Consider the following 17,334-nt stretch of genomic DNA (forward strand, 5'->3'; position numbering starts at 1 on the left):
GCGAGGACCATCGGTGCAGGGCATCCTCATCACGGTCGCAACGGCGGTGATTGTCGCGATCGTCGCGGCATTCGCTGCGCCGTTCGTGGTGGACTGGACCATGTGGCGCTCGACCTTCGAAAGCGAGGCGAGCCGCACCCTCGGCGTGCCGGTGCTGATCCGGGGGCCCATCGAGGCCGAGCTGCTGCCCGTGCCCCGCGTGACGCTGCGTGCCGTCACGGTCGGCGCGGACAACGTGTCCACCGGCGGCACCGTGGACGAACTGAGGGCAGAGTTCGCCCTCGGCGCTCTGCTGCGCGGCAACCTTGAAGCCCACGCCGTCACCCTGGTACGCCCGCATCTGCGGGTGGTGGTGGACAGCGCAGGGCGCGTCGCCGCGCCCACCGGCACGGCCGTCGGCTACGGCCTCACCGTCGAGCGCCTCGCAATCGCGGGCGGGCAGTTGGACCTCGTGGACCGCGGCGCGGACCGCACCGTGCGCGTCTCGGGCCTGGACCTGCGCGGCGAGGCGCGCTCGCTCACCGGCCCTTTCCGCCTGGAAGGCGAGGGCGAGGCGGGCGGCCAGCGCTACAATGTGCGCTTGTCCCTGGGCAAGATCGCCGAAGAGGGCGCGCGGCTGCGTCTCACCGCCGAAGCGCGCGGGCGCTCTCTCGTGGTGGATCTGGACGGCCTCTACCGCACCGACCGGGGGACGCCCCGCTTTGAAGGCAAAGGCAGCCTCGTGCGCCAGGCGGCCGCCACGAAGGGGGCCGACGCCGCCTGGCGCCTCTCCGCCACGGTCCGCCTCAGCCCCGAGGCCCTGGTGGCGGAGGGCGTCGACCTCTCCATCGGCGATGAGGCGCGCCCGGTCCAACTGGGAGGCGCCGCCCGTTTGTCCCTCGGCCGCGCGCTCGGGCTCGATGCCGTCCTGAATGCACGGGCGCTCGATGCCGATACGCTGTTTTCCTCCACCGCCGGCGCGCGCACCCCGGCCGATGCCGTGGCGGGGCTTGCGGGCGTCTTCGCCTCCCTGCCTGTGCCTGATATCGCCTCCCGCATCGGGGTCGCGGTCGATCAGCTCACGGTGGGCGGCACCGTGGTGCGCGACGCGCGGCTCGATTTCACCGGCGGGCCTTCCGGCTGGCGCATCGACACGGCGGAGGCGAAGCTGCCGGGCCAGTCCGCGGTGCGCCTTTCCGGCGCGCCCGCCCGCGCGAACGGCGGTTCCGCCTTCGAGGGCGATATCGCCTTCAGCTCCGAGGAGCCGGCGACCTTCCTGCGCTGGGCCGCCCCCAAGGCGCCCTCGGACTATGCGTCGGCGGTGAATGGGCCGGTGCGGTTCTCGGCGCGGATCAGCACCCGCGACGACCGCTTCGCCGCCGATAATATCAAGGCCTCCTTCGGTGCCGCGCGGGCGACCGGCTCCGCCGCCTTGCACCCCGGCGTGCCGGCGCGGCTCGATGTTGCGCTGAATGCGGAGGGCTTCGACCTCGACCCGGTGATCGCGGCGGCGCGCATGGCGCTTGCCGCCTCTGGGGGCGTGGTGGAGGGGGGCGTGACGCTGGACGGGCGCAACCTGCGCCTTTCCGGCCTGCCGCTGGGCACCCTTTCCCTCCAGGCCACGGGCAGCGCGGGCGTGTGGACGCTCTCCCGCCTGTCCGTCACCGACCTTGCCGGCCTGAAGCTCGACGGGACCGGCCGTTTCGAACGTCTGTCGGATCCGATCCAGGGCCAGCTCGCCCTCAGCATTGCCGGTGCGAAGGCCGATGGCCTTGTTCCCCTCGCGCGCCTCGTGGCGGGGGCCGAGGCCGCCGACACCCTTTTGCGCCTCCAGCCCGTGGCCTCCCCGGTCAAGCTCTCCAGCACCGCCACCTGGGCGGAAGGCGGCGGCGGCAGCTTTTCCGCCGACGGCGTGCTCGGCCTGCTCTCGGGCCGTATTACGGTTGCCCGAACCAAAGCGGGCACGCCGGAGAAGGTGCAGATCGCCGTTTCCGCCACCGACGCCGCGCGCGTCCTGGAAGCGGTGGGCCTGCCCGGCTTCAAGCCGGGCCAGGGGGCGGGGCGGCTCGATCTGACCCTCCAGCCGGCACCGGGCGGCGGTGCCGCCTTCGAAGGGCGGCTCGCCCTTGCGGATGGCGCTGCCAGCGGCAATGGCGCGGTGCGCTTCGGTGCGGACGGCAGCCTTTCGCCGCGCATCAAGGGCGAGGTGCAGAGCGCGGACCTCTCTCGCGTACTGGTGGCGGTGGCGGCCATGGATGCGGGCGCGGTGCCCGCCGCCCTCACCTTCGATCTCTCGCGCGAGGACAGCCGCTGGCGCCTCGATGACCTGAAGGGATCTCTCGCGGGCGGGCCAGTTACGGGCTCGGTTGCCCTGGAGCCAGGCCCCCAGCCGCGCCTCACGGGCACGCTCGGGGTGGAGACGCTGTCCCTTCCCCGCCTCGTGGGGCTGTGGGGTGCGCGCAGCACGGGGCCGGACGTGGGTAATGGCGCCTGGTCCGCCGCCCGGTTCGCCCTGAATGCGCCGCCCCCCGCGAGCGTGGCGCTCGACCTCACCGCGCGGCGGATCGAGCTGTCCGGCGCCTATGGGCTTACCGACGGCCGGCTGCGGCTGGTCTCGGAGGCCCAAAGCCTCGAGGTGCGCGACCTTACCGGCGCCATCGGGGGTGGGCACCTCACCGGCGCCATGACGCTGCGCCGGCGGCCGGATGCGCTAGCCGCGGAGGGCCGGATCGCCCTCGATAATGTGGATGCCGCGGCGCTGCTGGCACCGCTCGGCGCGCGCACCCCGCCCGCCGGGCACATCAGTCTCTCCTTGGATCTCGTGGGCGCCGGGCGAAGCCCGCAATTGCTGGCGCAGAGCCTGTCCGGCCAGGGCACCATCGGCGTCCAGGGGCTGGAAATCCCCGGCGCCGACCCCAGCGCCATCCAGCTTGTGCTGGCGGACACCACCGCCGGTACCCCGCCCGACGAGCGGCGCACCGCCGAGATGTTCGACCGCGCCTTGCTGCGCGGCCAGCTGAAGCTGGATCAGGTGGAGACCGCCTTCGGCATGATCAACGGCGTCGCGCGGCTTTCTCCGGCCCGGGGACAGGCGGGGGCGGTGCGGGCCACCTTCAATGGCAGCTTCGACCCCGTGCGCCTGCTGCTGGACACGAGCCTCGAGCTGGAAGCCGCCGAGACGAGTGGGGCGGAGGCCGGCGGCACCATTACCTGGCGCGGCCCGGCCGCCAATCCCGAGCGCCGGGTGACGGCGGCGCCCTTGGCCTCGGTGATCGCCATGCGGGCCATCGAGCGCGAGACCCGGCGCCTGGAGGAGCGGCAAGGCTTCGGCACGGACACTGGCGGCGCCGGAGCCCCGCCCGCCGGCACGGCCGCCGCCCCGGCGGTGCAGCCGGCCCCCGTGCAACCCGCAGCGGTACGCCCGGCAGCGCCCGCGCCCACCGAACCTGCCCGCGCCTCGACACCCTCCGCGCCCGCGCGCCAAAGCGAACCGCGCCAGAGCGAGCCCCGCCAGAGCGAACCACGCCCGGTGGAGACGCGCCCTGTGGAGGCGCGACAGGCACCGCCTCTGGCGCCGCCCCAGGAGATCGCTCCCAGTGTCCGCCCCCGCGCGGCGCGCCCGGACTCCGAGCCGCCGCCCTACAGGGCGCCGGCCACCGGTGGCTTCGGCTACGTGCCACGCCCGCCGGGGATGGTTCCGGGGGAGTGAGCTAGAGCTCGCTCATCCCAGCGTGCGCTTCAGCCAGTCTGTCACGCGGTCGCAGACCATGTCCTCGACGCCGTTGTAGAAATGGTCGCAGCCGGGCAGCACCTGGGCCTCGCAGGGACCGCCGGCCTTCTCGGCATAGACCTCGGCCGGATAGCCCACGGGGGATTCATCGTCGCCCCTGATGTAGAGCGTCGGCACCTTGATGAGGGGCGCGAGATCGAGGATGGCGTGCATGGTGGTCATGCGGTCCACAAAGCTTGCCGCCGAGATCACGTACCACCAGCCGGGCACCAGCATGAGCTGGTCGCCCTTGCCGGCGGCCACCAGGGCTTTCGCCTCTTCCAGCACCTCGGCGCTGCGCTCCTTCGCGAGATGGCCGGCGGTCTTCTGGCTCTCCAGCACCGCCGGGCCCGAGCCGCCGCGATGGGCCGAGAGCAGCACCAGGGCCGGCGTGTCGGGATGGTCGTGCACATGCTTCACGGCAAGGAAACCGCCATTGGAATGGCCCATGATGATGGGCGCCTTGAAGCCCTGCTCCGCCATCCAGGCGGCGGCGATGGTGTTGTCCTCGATGCCCTCGGCTGTGGTCTGGAAGGCGGCGCCCTCGGCGGCGCGGCTGTTGCGCAGCGCGAGGATGTCGTGGCCGCGCCGGTTGAAGGCGAAGCAGGCATAGCCCATGGCGGTGAGCGCCGGGGGCAGGAAGCGCAACGCGCCCGTGTAGAAGTTCATGGTGTTGCCGTGGAACAGCAGCACCCCGCCGCGCACCGGGCCGGAATCCGGCTCGTGGAAAGCCCCGTCGAGGGGCGTGGTGGGGGTGGGGATGGTGACGAGCTGCGTACGCATATGGCCTCCCAATGGCGCCCTGAGGGCGCTGCTTCTTAACGCGGATGAAAGGGGTTCAGACGGAGGGGCGGGTGGGAACGAGAAGATCGATGAGGGTGCGGGCAGTATCGCGCAAAGCACCGGCATCGCCATAGACCCGTTCCATCACCGCGAGGCCTCGCGTGAATGTGACGACCATGCGGCTCGCCTCGTCCGCCGGCAAGGCGAGCGCGCCCTGCGCCCCCGCACGGGCGAAGGCGGCGGCCAAAAGCGCATCCAGCTCGTCCAGCAGCCCGCGCACCTCGGCCCGGATGCGCGCGCTGGTCTGCTCGCCCTCGGCGGCGGTCTTTGTGGTGAGGCAGCCCCGTGCCGGCCCGGCGGTCATGTTGGCGATGGCAATGTCGAAGAAAGCGGTGAGCGCGGCGCGGATGTCAGCCCCTTCCAGCACCTGCGCCGTGGCGGTGAGGAAGCGGGCCTCGTAGCGGCCGAAAGTGCGCAGGAACAGCTCTTCCTTGTCGCCATAGGCGTGATAGAGGCTGCCGCGCTGGACCCCGGTGGCGGAGGCGAGATCCAGCATGGAGGTGGCCTCATAGCCCTTCTGCCGGAAGACGGCTTCCGCCTTCGCCAGAACCTCCTCCTCGTCGAACCTGCGCACTCCGGCCATCGACCATCTGATCCTTGACAGCGGCGTCAAATTTGACACCCTTGTCAAGGATACAAGCTGCGCCGGCCCTGTCCAGGGCATCAGCACGAGGCGCATTGCGGGAGGCGAGGCATGATCGAGCTGCTCTACTGGACGACGCCCAACGGCCAGAAGGTCCTCATCGCCGTGGAGGAGCTGGGCCTCCCCTACACCATCACGCCGGTGAACATCTCCAAGGGTGAGCAGTTCAAGCCCGATTTCCTGAAGGTGAGCCCCAACAACCGCATCCCCGCCATGGTGGACCACGACCCGGAGGATGGCGCCGGCCCGCTCGGCGTGTTCGAATCCGGCGCCGTGCTGGAATATCTCGCCGACAAGACCGGCAAGCTCCTGCCCAAGGCACCGCGCTCGCGCTTCGAGGTGCTGCAATGGCTCTATTGGCAGATGGGGGGCCTTGGCCCCATGGCGGGGCAGGCGCACCATTTTGTCCAGTACGCCGCCGAGCGCCACGTCTACGCCACCGAGCGCTATGTAAACGAGGCGAACCGCCTTTACGGCGTGCTCGACCGGCGCCTCGCCGTCTCCGAGCATGTGGGGGGCGCCGACTATTCCATCGCCGACATCGCCATCTATCCCTGGATCTTCCGCCACGAGCGGCACAAGCAGAATCTCGACGACTTCCCGGCAGTGAAGCGCTGGTATGAGCGCCTCGGGGCGCGGCCCGCGGTGAAGAAGGCTTACGAGATCGCCGATGCCCTCAACACGGCGCCGAGCGTGAGCGAGGACTCCCGCGCCTTGCTGTTCGGCCAGACGGCCAAGCTCCCCTCGCTCGGCTGAGGCGCCGCCATGACCGCTCAAGCCCCCATCCGCATCTATGAACTCGCCGGCGCCGACCCGGAGGTGCGCTTCAGCCCCCATTGCTGGAAGGCCCGCATGGCGCTTGCCCATAAGGGGCTCGAGGCCGAGGGCATCCCCTGGCGTTTCACGGAGAAGGCGGAGATCGCCTTTTCCGGCCAGGGCCTTGTTCCGGTGATGGTGGACCGGGGCGACGTGGTGTTCGATTCCTGGCGCATCGCCGAATATCTGGAGGCGCACTATCCCGAGCGGCCCTCGCTGTTCGGCGGCGAGATGGGGCGCGCCATGTCGCGCTTCATCAATGGCTGGGCCGACACCACCGTTATGCCGGCCATTGCCAGGATCATCGTCCTCGACATCCACGACCGGGTGCATGAGAAGGACCGGGACTATTTCCGCGCCTCCCGCGAGAAGCGCTTCGGCATGGCGCTGGAAGAGGTGGTCGCGGATAGGGAGAAGCGGCTCGCGGACCTGTGCCAGGCGCTGACCCCCCTGCGCCACATGCTGCAGCACCAGCCCTTCATCTGCGGCGACGCCCCGGCCTACGCGGACTATTGCGCCTTCGGCATGTTCATGTGGATACGCTGCATAAGCCCCGTGGAAGCCCTGGAGCCCTCCGATGCGGTCCATGCCTGGCGCGAGAGGCTGCTGGACGCGTTCGGCGGCTTCGCCAGGCGGGCCCGCACCACCGGACCGAGAGGCAATTAGTGGATATGATCGGGTGGATTAGGCATCATAATTTGAGTTTATGCGGCACGCTCCCCATGTTGCGGGAAGCCCGGTTGACCGAGGATTTTCCGCGTGAGCCACCCGCCGCCCGACATCGACACCATCGCGCCCATCCTGCCGCGCCACCTGCGCGACGTGCTGGGCTCGTTCACCACGGGCGTGGTGGTGGTGACGACGCTTGGTCCGGGGCGGCGGCCCATGGGGCTCACCATCAATTCCTTCAACTCGGTCTCCCTCGACCCGCCCTTGATCCTGTGGAGCCTCGCCTTGACGGCGCCGAGCCTTCCGGCCTTCCGGGCGGCGGACAGCTTCGTCATCAATATTCTGGCGGAGCACCAGGAGGATCTCGGCCGGCGCTTTGCGACGCCCTCCCTGGACAAGTTTGCGGGCGTGGATTTCGAGACCGGCCTCACCGGCGCCCCGCTGCTGAAGGATACGGCCGCCCATCTGGAATGCCGCGTCTATGCCCGCTATCCCGGCGGCGACCATGAAATCTATCTCGGCGAAGTGGTGGCGCTGCAGGATCGCGGGCACCCGCCTTTGGTCTATCATCGGGGCGCGTTCTGCCGGATCCGGGGACGGGACTGAGGCACTGGTTCCTCAGGCCCCGTCGCGCTTTCCCACGCGGGCGGATGGCGGAGGAGGCGAGCGTTGGACGTAAGCGGGGCGGAAGCGGACACGGCCGTGAATGATGCCCCGAGGACGCGCCGCCGCGTGCTGGCGGCGGGCGTCGCGGGCAACGTGCTGGAATGGTACGATTTCGCGCTCTACGGCTATCTCGCGCCCATTACCGCGGCCCATTTCTTCCCCTCCAGCGATCCCATGGCCTCGCTGGTGGAGAGCTATGCGGTCTTCGCCCTCGGCCTTTTGGCCCGGCCGCTGGGCGGCCTGATCTTCGGCCATATCGGCGACCGCTTCGGGCGCCGCCATCTCCTGACCCTTTCCGTGGCGCTGATCGCGCTTCCCACCTTCCTCATGGGCCTTCTGCCCACCTATGAGAGCATCGGCATTGCCGCGCCCATCCTGCTTGCCGCCCTTCGCCTCATCCAGGGGATTTCCGCCGGAGGGGAGTTTTCGGGCTCCATCATCTTCCTCGTGGAGCATGCGCGGCCGCACCGGCGCGGGCTCTATGGCAGCGTCGCCAATTTCGGCGCCATGGTGGGCGGGCTTCTGGGCGCCGGCTGCGGCTGGCTGGTGGCGGCGTCCCTCACCCCGGAGGCGATGCAGGAGTGGGGCTGGCGCCTCCCGTTCCTCAGCGGGATCCTCGTGGGCTTCTTCGGGTTGTGGATGCGCATGGGCCTGCCCGAGCCGCCGGCCTTCGCCGAACTGGCGGCGGCCGAAGCCCTGGAGCGCCAGCCGATCCGTGCCGCATTGCGCACCCAGTGGCGCCCCATGGCGCTCTCCGCCGGCCTCAACTGGGTGGCCTCGGCCGGCTATTACATCGTGTTCGTCTGGTTCGTGAGCGACATGACGGCGAATGGCATCGCCTACAGCACGTCGCTCGCCATCGGCACGCTCGGCCTCATCGCCGGCCTCACTGCCACGCTCGTTATGGGCCATCTGTCTGACCGCGTCGGCCCCAGGCCCATGCTCATTTACGGGTCGGTGGTGACGGCTGCCCTCTCCGTGCCCCTTCTGGCGCTGGCGTCCACCGGCACGCTGCTCGCCGCCACGCTCGCCCAGTTCGGCCTCGCCCTCCTGGTGGCGATCTTCCTCGGCACGTTGCCGGCGGTGTTCGTCTCGCTGCACGACGTCGCCATGCGCTGCACCGCCTTGTCGCTCGGCTACAACATGGCGCTGGCGATCTTCGGCGGCACCGCGCCCCTGGTGGCGACGCTGCTGGTGCAGGGCACCGGCTGGTCCGCGGCCCCCGGCCTCTATCTCGCGCTCACGGCGCTGGTGTGCGGCGGGCTCGCTTTTCTTTTACCGAGGGAAAAGCGGGGCTGGCCGATGGTTCAGGACCGTTGATCTAACGGTCGTCCTCGTGACCGCTCTAACGTGGGGCGCGTACCGGCGAGGCCTTGGCGCCGGTGACGGCCTTGGTGGCGATCCAGATGAGATGCCGCGCCCCGCCCGCCTTTCCGTTCGCGCGGACCTTGACCTCATCCACGCCGAACCCCGCTTTGCGAAGGCGGAGCGTGAAATCCCGGTCCGGTGCCGACGACCACACGGCCAGCATGCCGCCGGGGCGCAGCGCCGTGCGGGCGGCGTCCAGGCCCCGCGTGTCGTAGAGGCCGTCATTGGCCGCGCGCGTCAGCCCGCCGGGACCATTGTCCACATCCAGAAGGATCGCGTCATAGGCTGTCTGCCCTGAGCGTATCAGGCTGCCGACATCGCCTTCGAACAGGCTGACGCGCGGATCGGTCAGGCTGGTCCCGAAAATCCCCGCCATGGGCCCGCGCGCCCAGCTGATGACGGCCGGCACCAGTTCCGCGACCACGATCTCGGCATCGGCCCCGAGTTCGGCGAGCGCCGCGCGCAGGGTGAAGCCCATGCCAAGCCCGCCGATGAGCAGCCGCGGCTTCGGGCGCTGTCCAAGCCGCTCGCAGACGAGGGCGGCCAGCGCTTTCTCGGATCCGCTGAGGCGGCTGTTCATCAGCTCCGTGGCGCCGGACATGATGGAGAATTCGTCTCCCCGCTTCATCAAGCGGAGCTCGCCGAGCCCATCGGGCACTTTCGCGGTATCGAGCAGGATCCAGGGAATCACGGGGCAACTCGTTGGCCGATGGTGCGCATCGCCTTTCATTGGACCGAAAAGCGCGGTTCGCCCAGTCCCTGGGATCGATGGACCACAAATGTCATGCGGCCCGGAGCATCGGCCGGGCAACCGCATCGGCCTGGAGCCTTTCGATCGCTCCGGCGCGGCGCCGAAAGCCCAGCCCCTCAAGCCGCCATCCGCGTCCGATCCGTCAACGCCCGATACGCCAGCGCCTCCGCCAGATGCCGGCGCCCCACGCTCTCCGCCCCATCCAGGTCCGCCAGCGTGCGCGCCACCTTCAGCACCCGGTGATAGCCGCGGGCCGAGAGGCGCATGGCCTCCGCCGCGTCGCGCAGCAGGGCCGCGCCGGCGGCGTCGGGGCTCGCAACCGCTTCCAGCAAGGGGCCGGAGGCGACGGAATTGGTGCGCACGTCCGGCCGGTCCAAAGCGGCATAGCGCTCCACCTGGAGGGTGCGGGCGGCGGCGACGCGCGCCGCCACGTCCCGCGAGCCCTCCGCAGGCGCAGGAAGGACGAGGTCGGCGGCGGTCACCGCCGGCACTTCCAGGTGGATGTCGATGCGGTCGAGGAAGGGCCCGGAGAGGCGCGCCTGATAGTCCTCGGCGCAGCGCGGCCCGCGCTTGCAGGTGAAGCCCGGCTCCCCTGCCTTCCCGCAGCGGCACGGATTCATGGCGGCGATGAGCTGGAAGCGGGCGGGATAGGTGACGCGGTGGTTGGCGCGGGCGATCAGCACCTCGCCCGTCTCCAAAGGCTGGCGCAGGGAATCCAGCACCTGGGGCGAGAATTCCGGCAGTTCATCCAAGAATAGCACGCCGTGATGGGCGAGGGAGACCTCGCCCGGCTTCGCCTTCATGCCGCCGCCCACCATGGCGGCCATGGAGGCGGAGTGGTGCGGCGCGCGAAAGGGGCGGCGGTCCACCAGCGCACCGTCCTCGATGGCCCCGGCCACCGAGGCGATCATGGAGACGTCCAGCATTTCCGCCGGCGCGAGCGGCGGCAGGATGGAGGGCAGGCGCTGGGCCAGCATGGATTTTCCCGCGCCCGGAGGCCCCACGTACAAGAGATTGTGCCCTCCTGCGGCGGCGACTTCCAATGCACGCTTGGCGGTCTCCTGGCCTTTCACGTCGCGCAGGTCCGGCAGCATGTCAGGCCCCTTGCGCATGCGTGGGTCGGGCCGCGCCAGCACCTGCCGGCCGGTGACGTGGTTCGCCAGCTGGATCAGCGAGAGCGGGGCTAGGATGTCCATGTCCGGGCTCGCCCAGGCGGCTTCCGCCCCGCAGGCGGCGGGGCAGATGAGGCCGTGGCCGCGCGCATTGGCGCCGATAGCCGCTGGCAGTACCCCCGCCACCGCCGCGATGGACCCGTCGAGCCCCAATTCCCCCACCACGGTGAAGCCGTTGAGGCAGTCGGCGGGAATGGCGCCGATGGCGGCCATGAGCCCGAGCGCGATGGGCAGATCGTAATGGGAGCCTTCCTTGGGCAGATCGGCGGGTGCGAGGTTGATGGTGATGCGCCGGGCCGGCAGCGCGAGCCCGGAGGCAATCAGCGCCGCCCGCACCCGTTCTTTCGCCTCGGTCACCGCCTTGTCAGGCAGGCCGACGATCGTGAAGGCAGGCAAGCCCGGGGCGACATGCACCTGCACGTCCACCGGGCGCGCCTCGACCCCCTCGAACGCGACCGTCGCCACCCTCTGGATCACGCCAGCCTCCCTCAACCCTGAGTATGTAAGGCTACCCGAGTGCCGCAAGGGGAGCAAGAACATATTAAGAACATTAGGCGGCGAACAGTGATTCCCATCGGCGTCCGGCCGTTCTAGGCTGGCGGGAAAGCCGGGAGGGGCAGATGGGCGCGACGCGGTTCCGCTGGGTGGTGATCTTCCTGCTGTTCGCCATAACCGTGGTGAACTATGTGGACCGCGCCGCCATCTCCTACGCTATTCCGCTGATGGAGCGGGATCTCGGCCTCTCGAAGGCTGATGCCGGCACAATCCTCGGCGCCTTCGGGCTCGGCTATGCGGTGACGACGCTCCTGGGCGGCTTCGCGGTGGACCGCTATGGCGCCCGCCTCGTCCTCACCCTGGCCGCCGTGCTCTGGAGCATCTCCATCGGCCTCACCGCGGCGGCCACCGGCTTTTTCGCACTTTATGCAGCGCGGGTACTGCTGGGCGTCTCGGAAGGACCGAATTTTCCCGCCCTCACCGGCGCGGTGAGTCGCTGGCTCGCCCCGGAAGAGCGGGCCACCGCGCTCGGCAATGCGCTGGTGGCGGTGCCCATCGCGCTCGCCATCGGCGGGCCCATCGTCACCCAGCTTCTCGGCGCACTGGACTGGCGCTGGACCTTCGGCGTGCTGTTCGCACTCTCCATCGTCTGGGTGCCGCTCTGGTTCCTCCTGTTCCGGGACGATCCGGCGCAGTCGCCGCACGTGAACGCCGCCGAGCTCAGCCATATCCGCGAAAGCGGGCCTGCGGCGCCGTCCCATGCGTTGCTGAAGCTGCCGGAGGGCGCGGTCATCCGGAAGCTGCTCACCAACCGCACGCTGGTGGTGAACTATTGGGCTTTCTTCGTCTTCGGCTATTTCCTGTTCTTCTTCATGACGTGGCTGCCCAGCTATCTGGAGCAGGTCTACAAGCTGAACCTCGCCACCGTGGGGCTCTTCACCGTGCTGCCCTGGCTCACCGCCGCCGTGGCGCTATGGGCGCTCGGGCGCTGGTCTGACCATCTGCTGAAGACCACGGGGCGGCTGCGGATCTCGCGCACCTATCTCATCGCCGGCACCCAGCTCATCGCCGCGCTCGCCGTGATCCCGGTGGCATTCGGCCCCAGTCTCGGTGTCGCCATCGCCTGCATCACGGTGGCGGTGGCCGCCTCCATGGGGGCGAATGCGGCTTATTATGCGGTGAACGTGGACATCGTGCCGGCGCGGGCGGCAACCGCTTTGGGCATCATGGATTTCGGCTTCGCCATTTCCGGTTTCCTGGCGCCGGCGCTCACGGGCTGGGTGCTGGGCCTGCGCGGTTCGTTCGCCGACTGCTTCCTTCTGATGGCGGTTCTCGCCCTTTCATCCGTGGTGCTGGTGTTGGCGTTTCACCACCCCGATGCGGACAAGGAGACCGCGTGAGGCTTATGGCCCCTTTATGGACGCCGGGCGGAATGCCGATGGCGCCATTATGCGGGGCGGGAGGAAGAAAGGGGTGAAAGGAGACACCCCATGCTCGCCAGGAATGAAGCATCGCATGACGTAACGAAAGACGGAGGGCATCGCCACCCGGTGCACAGCCTGAAGTATGCCGCCACCCAGGCTTTGTGGTTTTCTCCCCTTATTCTTGCCGTGATTGTGCTGCGCTACGCCATCGCAGCGATGTAAGCTTAGAGCGGGGCCGGATCCATGACAGCGGACCGGTTCCGCGTTTTTGCCCCGGAGGCCCCCATGCAGAGTTCCCAGGCGCGCGCCGCCACCATCCAGGATCTGGTGGCGAGCCAGTTCGGCCCCCAGGCCGAGGCTTATGTCACGAGCGCGGTCCATGCGAAGGGCGAGGACCTGGAGGATCTGGCGAAGCTGATCGCCGGGCGCGGCGCAGCCCGTGTGCTCGATCTCGGGTGCGGCGGCGGGCATGTGAGCTTCACCGTCGCGCCCCATGTGGCGGAGGTGGTCGCCTATGACCTCTCCCCCGACATGCTGAAGGCGGTGGTGAAGGAGGCCGACGGGCGGGGGCTGCGCAATATCATTCCCGTGCAGGGCGTCGCGGAAGACCTGCCGTTCCCGGAGGCGAGCTTCGACTTCGTGGTCTCGCGCTACAGCGCCCATCACTGGCGCCATCTGCCCTCGGGCCTCGCCCATGCCCGCAGCGTGCTGAAGCGCGGCGGGCGCGCCATCTTCATGGATGTGGTGGCGCCCGCCAATCCGCTCTTCGACACGTTCCTGCAGAGCGTCGAGCTGCTGCGCGACCCCTCCCATGTGCGCGATTATTCGGTCGCTGAATGGACACGCGCGGTGCAGGCGGAGGGCTTTCAAGTGCAGAGTGTGGTGGAGCGCAGGCTGCGGCTCGAATTCGTGTCCTGGGTCACGCGCATCGCGACGCCGGAACTGCACGTGGCCGCCATCCGCTCCCTGCAGGAGAAGGCGTCCGAAGAGGTGCGCCGGCACTTCGACATCGAAGAGGACGGCACCTTCACCATCGACACCATGACGCTCATGCTGGCGCCGGCGTGAGCGGAAGGCCTCTCCGATATTCGCAGGCAGGCTCCCTCTCTCGCTTGCGAGGGAGGGCTGGGGAGGGGGCCTTCAAGCAGAACATCGTATCAGAATCTGTGGCCGGCACCTTTCCCCCTCCCTAACCCTCCCCCGCAAGCGGGAGAGGGGATTAAGGCGGCGGTGTCGCGCGGCCCCAGGCCTATTTCTTCTCCAGCATGATCCGCCCCTGGCGGTCGATGAGCGCCTTGGCCTTCTCCGCCACCACATGGAGCAGCCAGGGCAGGACCACCTGAAGGTGGACCGCGTCCTCGGCCACGTCGATCTGGCCCGAGGCCTCCTGGCCCATGACCGCCACGCGGAAATCCAGGTGCTCGCCGGTCCAGGTCTCCTCCATCACCGAGAGCTTGTCGCCGAAGCGGGAGCGCACGGAGGACAGGCCGGTCTGGAGGCGTCGCGTGGCCTCCGCCTTGCCGAGGCGGTGGGGGATGGAAACGGCGAGGGGCTGCGGCATGAATGGTCCCGTTATCTGCCGGACAGGAACGGCGCTGGGCGCTTAAGGTTCAAAAGCCGCGCTTCTCCTCGATCCGGTCCCAGATCTGTTCGGCGATATCAGGGCCGCCGAGCCGCTTGATGGCGCGCAGGCCCGTGGGGGAGGTGACGTTGATCTCGGTGAGGTTGCCGTCGATCACGTCGATGCCCACGAAGAGCAGTCCCCGCTCGCGCAGAGCCGGGCCGATGCGGGTGCAGATTTCCTTTTCCCGGTCCGTGAGGTCGGTGGGCTTTGCCGCCCCGCCGCGCACCATGTTGGAGCGCAGGTCCCCCTCGCTGGGCACCCGGTTCACCGCGCCGGCCGCTTCGCCATTCACCAGAATGATGCGCTTGTCGCCGTGCTTCACCTCGGGGAGGAAGCGCTGGATCACCCAGGGCTCGCGGAAGGTGGCGGCGAAGAAATCATAGAGCGAGCCGAAATTGAGGTCGTCGGCGGTGAGGCGGAACACGGCGCCGCCCCCATGCCCGTAGAGCGGCTTCATCACCACGTCGCCATACTCGGCACGGAAGGCCTTGATCTCCCCGAGATCCCGGGAGATCAGGGTCGGCGGCATCAGGTCGGGGAAATGGGTGACGAAGATCTTCTCCGGCGCGTTGCGCACATGGCCGGGGTCGTTCACCACCAGAGTCTTGGGATGGATGCGCTCCAGAAGGTGCGTCGAGGTGACATAGGCCATGTCGAAGGGCGGGTCCTGGCGGAGCAGCACCACGTCATAGTCGGCGAGCCGCACCCGCCGCTTCTCGCCGAGGGTAAAATGGGCGCCCGCTTCGTCCTTCACGGTGAGCGCTTCCACGGTGGCGAAGATCTCGCCGTCGCGCATGGCGAGCTGGTCGGGCACGTAATGCACCAGGCTGTGCCCGCGCCGCTGCGCCTCCAAGAGGAGCGCGAAGGTGGAATCCCCGGCAATGTTGATGCGGGAGATGTGGTCCATCTGGACCGCGACCTGAAGGGCCATGAAAGTCTCCGGAGACCGCCGGGCGGCGGCTGGATGAGGATCAGCCCCTATCTATAGACGCGCTGCGGCGCCCGCCAGAGTGGCGGGTGCGGCTTGCCCAGAACCCATCATCCGCTCAGGACATTGATGGTGAAGGCGAGGACGCCGATGTTGAACACGAACGCGGCCAGGCAGTGCAGCGTCACCACGCGGCGGAAGAGCGGGTTTGTGACGTTCACATCCGAGGTTTGGAAGGTCATTCCGAGGCAAAAAGAGAAATAGATGAAATCCCAGTATCCGGGTTCTTCACATTCCGGAAAATCGAGACCGCCCACATCATCGTTGTCTTCCTCTTCGTCTTCGGAATAATACAGGTAAGCATAATGAAGCGTGAAAACTGCATTGCTGAATGCCCATGTGAGGGCCAGCGTGAGGATGATGAGGAGAATGAGTGAGGTGTCGGCGCCTCCCGTTTCCCGGAGTTCATTGGCGATCACCACCAGGATTTCCAGCGAAACAAGGAAGGTGAGCGCCAGCAGCCAGACCCGGTTGGCGTCGTTCCTTCGGGCGGCCTCGCGCATGTCGTCGGGCTTTCTGCCGAGAAGCGCCCAGCAGGAGACGAGGAAGACAAAGGCCGCGATATCGAACCCGATCATGATGCCGAGCCGCCAGCCAAACAGCCAAACGGCGACCGTGCTCGCGACGACAAGCACGCATGCGAACAGCAGGAATCTCGGCGGGGCTATGACATTCCCGATGCCGCGCTCTTCTATCGAGGACACTTGCTCAGCCATGGGAGGAGGGTTCTCTTGCGGGGTGTGCCGGCAGCTCGTAGCGGGTGGAGGCCGTCGCGCAAGGAGGTAGCATAATCGCGCTTTATGTCTCCATCTCGAACGCGCCGGGCAGGTGTTCCACGGCACCGCGCGTGGAGACGAGGATGGCGTCGAAGCGGGCATTGAGGTCTGCCAGCTCCGGATGTTCCGCGAGCCACGCTTCCGCCGCCGCCGCAATGCGCCGCTGCTGGCGGGGAAGGATGGAATAGGCGGCGCTGTCGAGGTCCGCGCGCACCTTCACCTCGCAGAAGACGAGGAGATCGCCGAGACGCGCCACGAGGTCGATCTCGCCCGCCTTGGTGCGCACGCGGCTGGCGAGGATGGAAAAGCCGAGCGCTTCCAGGAGACGTGCGGCCCGCGCCTCCGCCTTTAGCCCGCGCTCGTGAGCCGCCTGCCGGACGAGGCGGGCCGCGGCTTCATCCATCCGCGTCGGTCCGGGTCAGAGCCAAGGCGCGGGCATAGACTTCGCGCTTGGGGCGGCCGGTGAGGGCGGTGACGGCGGCCACCGCATCCTTCAGGGAATGGTCGGCGAGCGCGCGGGTAAGCGCGGCGTCCACGTCGTCGTCTTCGGCGGCTTCCTCGGCGGGCGGGCCGATCACAAGTACGATCTCGCCTTTGGGCGCGCCGGCCTCGGCATAATGCGCGGCGAGGGCGGAAAGATCGCCGCGCCGCACCTCCTCGAATGCCTTGGTGAGTTCCCGGCAGACGGCGGCGGGGCGGGGGCCGAGGATGTCAGCAAGGTCGGCGAGGCTTTCGGGCAGGCGCGGGCCGGTCTCGTAAAGCACCAGGGTCGCGGGGAACGGCTTCAATTCGGTGATGCGGTTCCTGCGCTGCCCATCCTTCGGCGGCAGGAAGCCGTCGAACAGGAAGCGGTCCGTGGGCAGGCCCGCGGCCACCAGGGCCGCCAGCAAGGCGGAGGGGCCGGGAATGGGGTGGATCTTGAACCCGGCCTCTGCCGCTTCCACCACCAGCTTGTAGCCAGGGTCTGAGATGAGGGGCGTGCCAGCATCCGAGACCAGGGCCACCGCTTCCCCAGCGGCAAGGCGGGCGAGGATCTTCGGGCGCATGCTGGCGCCATTGTGGTCATGATAGGGGATCAGCGCGGTCTCGATGCCGTAGCGGTCGGTGAGGCGGTGGGTCATGCGCGTGTCCTCGCACGCGATCACGTCAGCCCCCGCCAGCGTCTCCAGCGCCCGCACGCTGATGTCGGACAGGTTGCCGATGGGGGTTGCCACCACATGCAGGCCGGGCGCGGGCCGCGCGGCGAACTGCCGGCTGCCGGCAAGGGTATAGGAACGGGGGCGGTCGGGATCGCGTGTCATGCCCGCACCTTAATGCCTCTCACACCTGTGCGACACCTGCGCGGCGCCCT

The 17,334-nt window shown here is 68.9% G+C and carries 17 protein-coding genes; 8 read left to right on the forward strand and 9 right to left on the reverse strand.

The window, feature by feature from the left end:
* The first annotated feature begins 13 nt into the window (after positions 1-13).
* Positions 14-3,688: an AsmA family protein gene (locus ABLE91_RS11340; RefSeq protein ID WP_348930921.1), complete on the forward strand. Its 3,675-nt coding sequence runs from the start codon at positions 14-16 to the stop codon at positions 3,686-3,688.
* A gap of 12 nt (positions 3,689-3,700) precedes the next feature.
* Here the strand turns inward: ABLE91_RS11340 and ABLE91_RS11345 are convergent, their stop codons facing one another.
* A complete protein-coding gene (locus ABLE91_RS11345; protein WP_348930922.1) occupies positions 3,701-4,531 on the reverse strand; it encodes an alpha/beta hydrolase in 831 nt (276 codons plus the stop codon).
* A 55-nt stretch (positions 4,532-4,586) separates the two neighbouring features.
* Complete coding sequence (locus ABLE91_RS11350; RefSeq protein ID WP_348930923.1) at positions 4,587-5,174, reverse strand: TetR/AcrR family transcriptional regulator; 588 nt, start codon at positions 5,172-5,174, stop codon at positions 4,587-4,589.
* Positions 5,175-5,285: 111 nt separating this feature from the next.
* Here ABLE91_RS11350 and ABLE91_RS11355 point away from each other — a divergent pair, with 111 nt between their 5' ends.
* The 4 genes from ABLE91_RS11355 to ABLE91_RS11370 all read left to right on the forward strand — a co-directional run bounded on the left by ABLE91_RS11355 (position 5,286) and on the right by ABLE91_RS11370 (position 8,705).
* Entirely contained in the window at positions 5,286-5,990 is a 705-nt protein-coding gene (locus ABLE91_RS11355) for a glutathione S-transferase N-terminal domain-containing protein (protein ID WP_348930924.1), read from the forward strand.
* 9 nt (positions 5,991-5,999) lie between these two features.
* A complete protein-coding gene (locus tag ABLE91_RS11360) occupies positions 6,000-6,716 on the forward strand; it encodes a glutathione S-transferase family protein (protein WP_348930925.1) in 717 nt (238 codons plus the stop codon).
* A 93-nt stretch (positions 6,717-6,809) separates the two neighbouring features.
* Positions 6,810-7,325, forward strand: coding sequence for a flavin reductase family protein (locus ABLE91_RS11365; protein ID WP_348930926.1), 516 nt, complete (start codon positions 6,810-6,812; stop codon positions 7,323-7,325).
* 96 nt (positions 7,326-7,421) lie between these two features.
* Complete coding sequence (locus tag ABLE91_RS11370) at positions 7,422-8,705, forward strand: MFS transporter (RefSeq protein WP_348930927.1); 1,284 nt, start codon at positions 7,422-7,424, stop codon at positions 8,703-8,705.
* A 25-nt stretch (positions 8,706-8,730) separates the two neighbouring features.
* Here ABLE91_RS11370 and ABLE91_RS11375 read toward each other — a convergent pair whose 3' ends face one another.
* The gene (locus tag ABLE91_RS11375; RefSeq protein ID WP_348930928.1) at positions 8,731-9,444 is read right to left on the reverse strand and encodes a polyamine aminopropyltransferase; all 714 of its coding nucleotides are present in this window, start codon (positions 9,442-9,444) and stop codon (positions 8,731-8,733) included.
* Between the two features lie 176 nt (positions 9,445-9,620).
* Positions 9,621-11,153, reverse strand: a complete 1,533-nt coding sequence (locus tag ABLE91_RS11380) for a YifB family Mg chelatase-like AAA ATPase (RefSeq protein WP_348930929.1) — start codon at positions 11,151-11,153, stop codon at positions 9,621-9,623.
* 143 nt (positions 11,154-11,296) lie between these two features.
* Between ABLE91_RS11380 and ABLE91_RS11385 the strand changes: the two genes are divergently transcribed.
* The 3 genes from ABLE91_RS11385 to ABLE91_RS11395 all read left to right on the forward strand — a co-directional run bounded on the left by ABLE91_RS11385 (position 11,297) and on the right by ABLE91_RS11395 (position 13,663).
* Positions 11,297-12,571: an MFS transporter gene (locus ABLE91_RS11385; RefSeq protein WP_348930930.1), complete on the forward strand. Its 1,275-nt coding sequence runs from the start codon at positions 11,297-11,299 to the stop codon at positions 12,569-12,571.
* A gap of 90 nt (positions 12,572-12,661) precedes the next feature.
* Complete coding sequence (locus ABLE91_RS11390) at positions 12,662-12,817, forward strand: hypothetical protein (protein WP_348930931.1); 156 nt, start codon at positions 12,662-12,664, stop codon at positions 12,815-12,817.
* Positions 12,818-12,880: 63 nt separating this feature from the next.
* Positions 12,881-13,663, forward strand: a complete 783-nt coding sequence (locus ABLE91_RS11395) for a class I SAM-dependent methyltransferase (protein ID WP_348930932.1) — start codon at positions 12,881-12,883, stop codon at positions 13,661-13,663.
* 181 nt (positions 13,664-13,844) lie between these two features.
* On the opposite strand, the gene ABLE91_RS11400 is transcribed toward ABLE91_RS11395, so the two are convergent.
* The 5 genes from ABLE91_RS11400 to rsmI all read right to left on the reverse strand — a co-directional run bounded on the left by ABLE91_RS11400 (position 13,845) and on the right by rsmI (position 17,284).
* Positions 13,845-14,156, reverse strand: coding sequence for a polyhydroxyalkanoic acid system family protein (locus ABLE91_RS11400; protein WP_348930933.1), 312 nt, complete (start codon positions 14,154-14,156; stop codon positions 13,845-13,847).
* Positions 14,157-14,205: 49 nt separating this feature from the next.
* A complete protein-coding gene (gshB, locus tag ABLE91_RS11405) occupies positions 14,206-15,150 on the reverse strand; it encodes a glutathione synthase (protein ID WP_348930934.1) in 945 nt (314 codons plus the stop codon).
* Positions 15,151-15,257: 107 nt separating this feature from the next.
* Complete coding sequence (locus tag ABLE91_RS11410; RefSeq protein WP_348930935.1) at positions 15,258-15,923, reverse strand: DUF1345 domain-containing protein; 666 nt, start codon at positions 15,921-15,923, stop codon at positions 15,258-15,260.
* Between the two features lie 82 nt (positions 15,924-16,005).
* Positions 16,006-16,386 carry a YraN family protein gene (locus ABLE91_RS11415; protein ID WP_348930936.1) on the reverse strand — a complete coding sequence of 127 codons (381 nt, stop codon included), beginning with the start codon at positions 16,384-16,386 and terminating at the stop codon, positions 16,006-16,008.
* Complete coding sequence (gene rsmI, locus ABLE91_RS11420; RefSeq protein WP_348930937.1) at positions 16,379-17,284, reverse strand: 16S rRNA (cytidine(1402)-2'-O)-methyltransferase; 906 nt, start codon at positions 17,282-17,284, stop codon at positions 16,379-16,381. The genes ABLE91_RS11415 and rsmI overlap by 8 nt, the downstream gene beginning before the upstream one ends.
* Between the last annotated feature and the right edge of the window lie 50 nt (positions 17,285-17,334).

Source organism: Aquabacter albus (assembly GCF_040049275.1).
Classification (GTDB): Bacteria; Pseudomonadota; Alphaproteobacteria; order Rhizobiales; family Xanthobacteraceae; genus Aquabacter.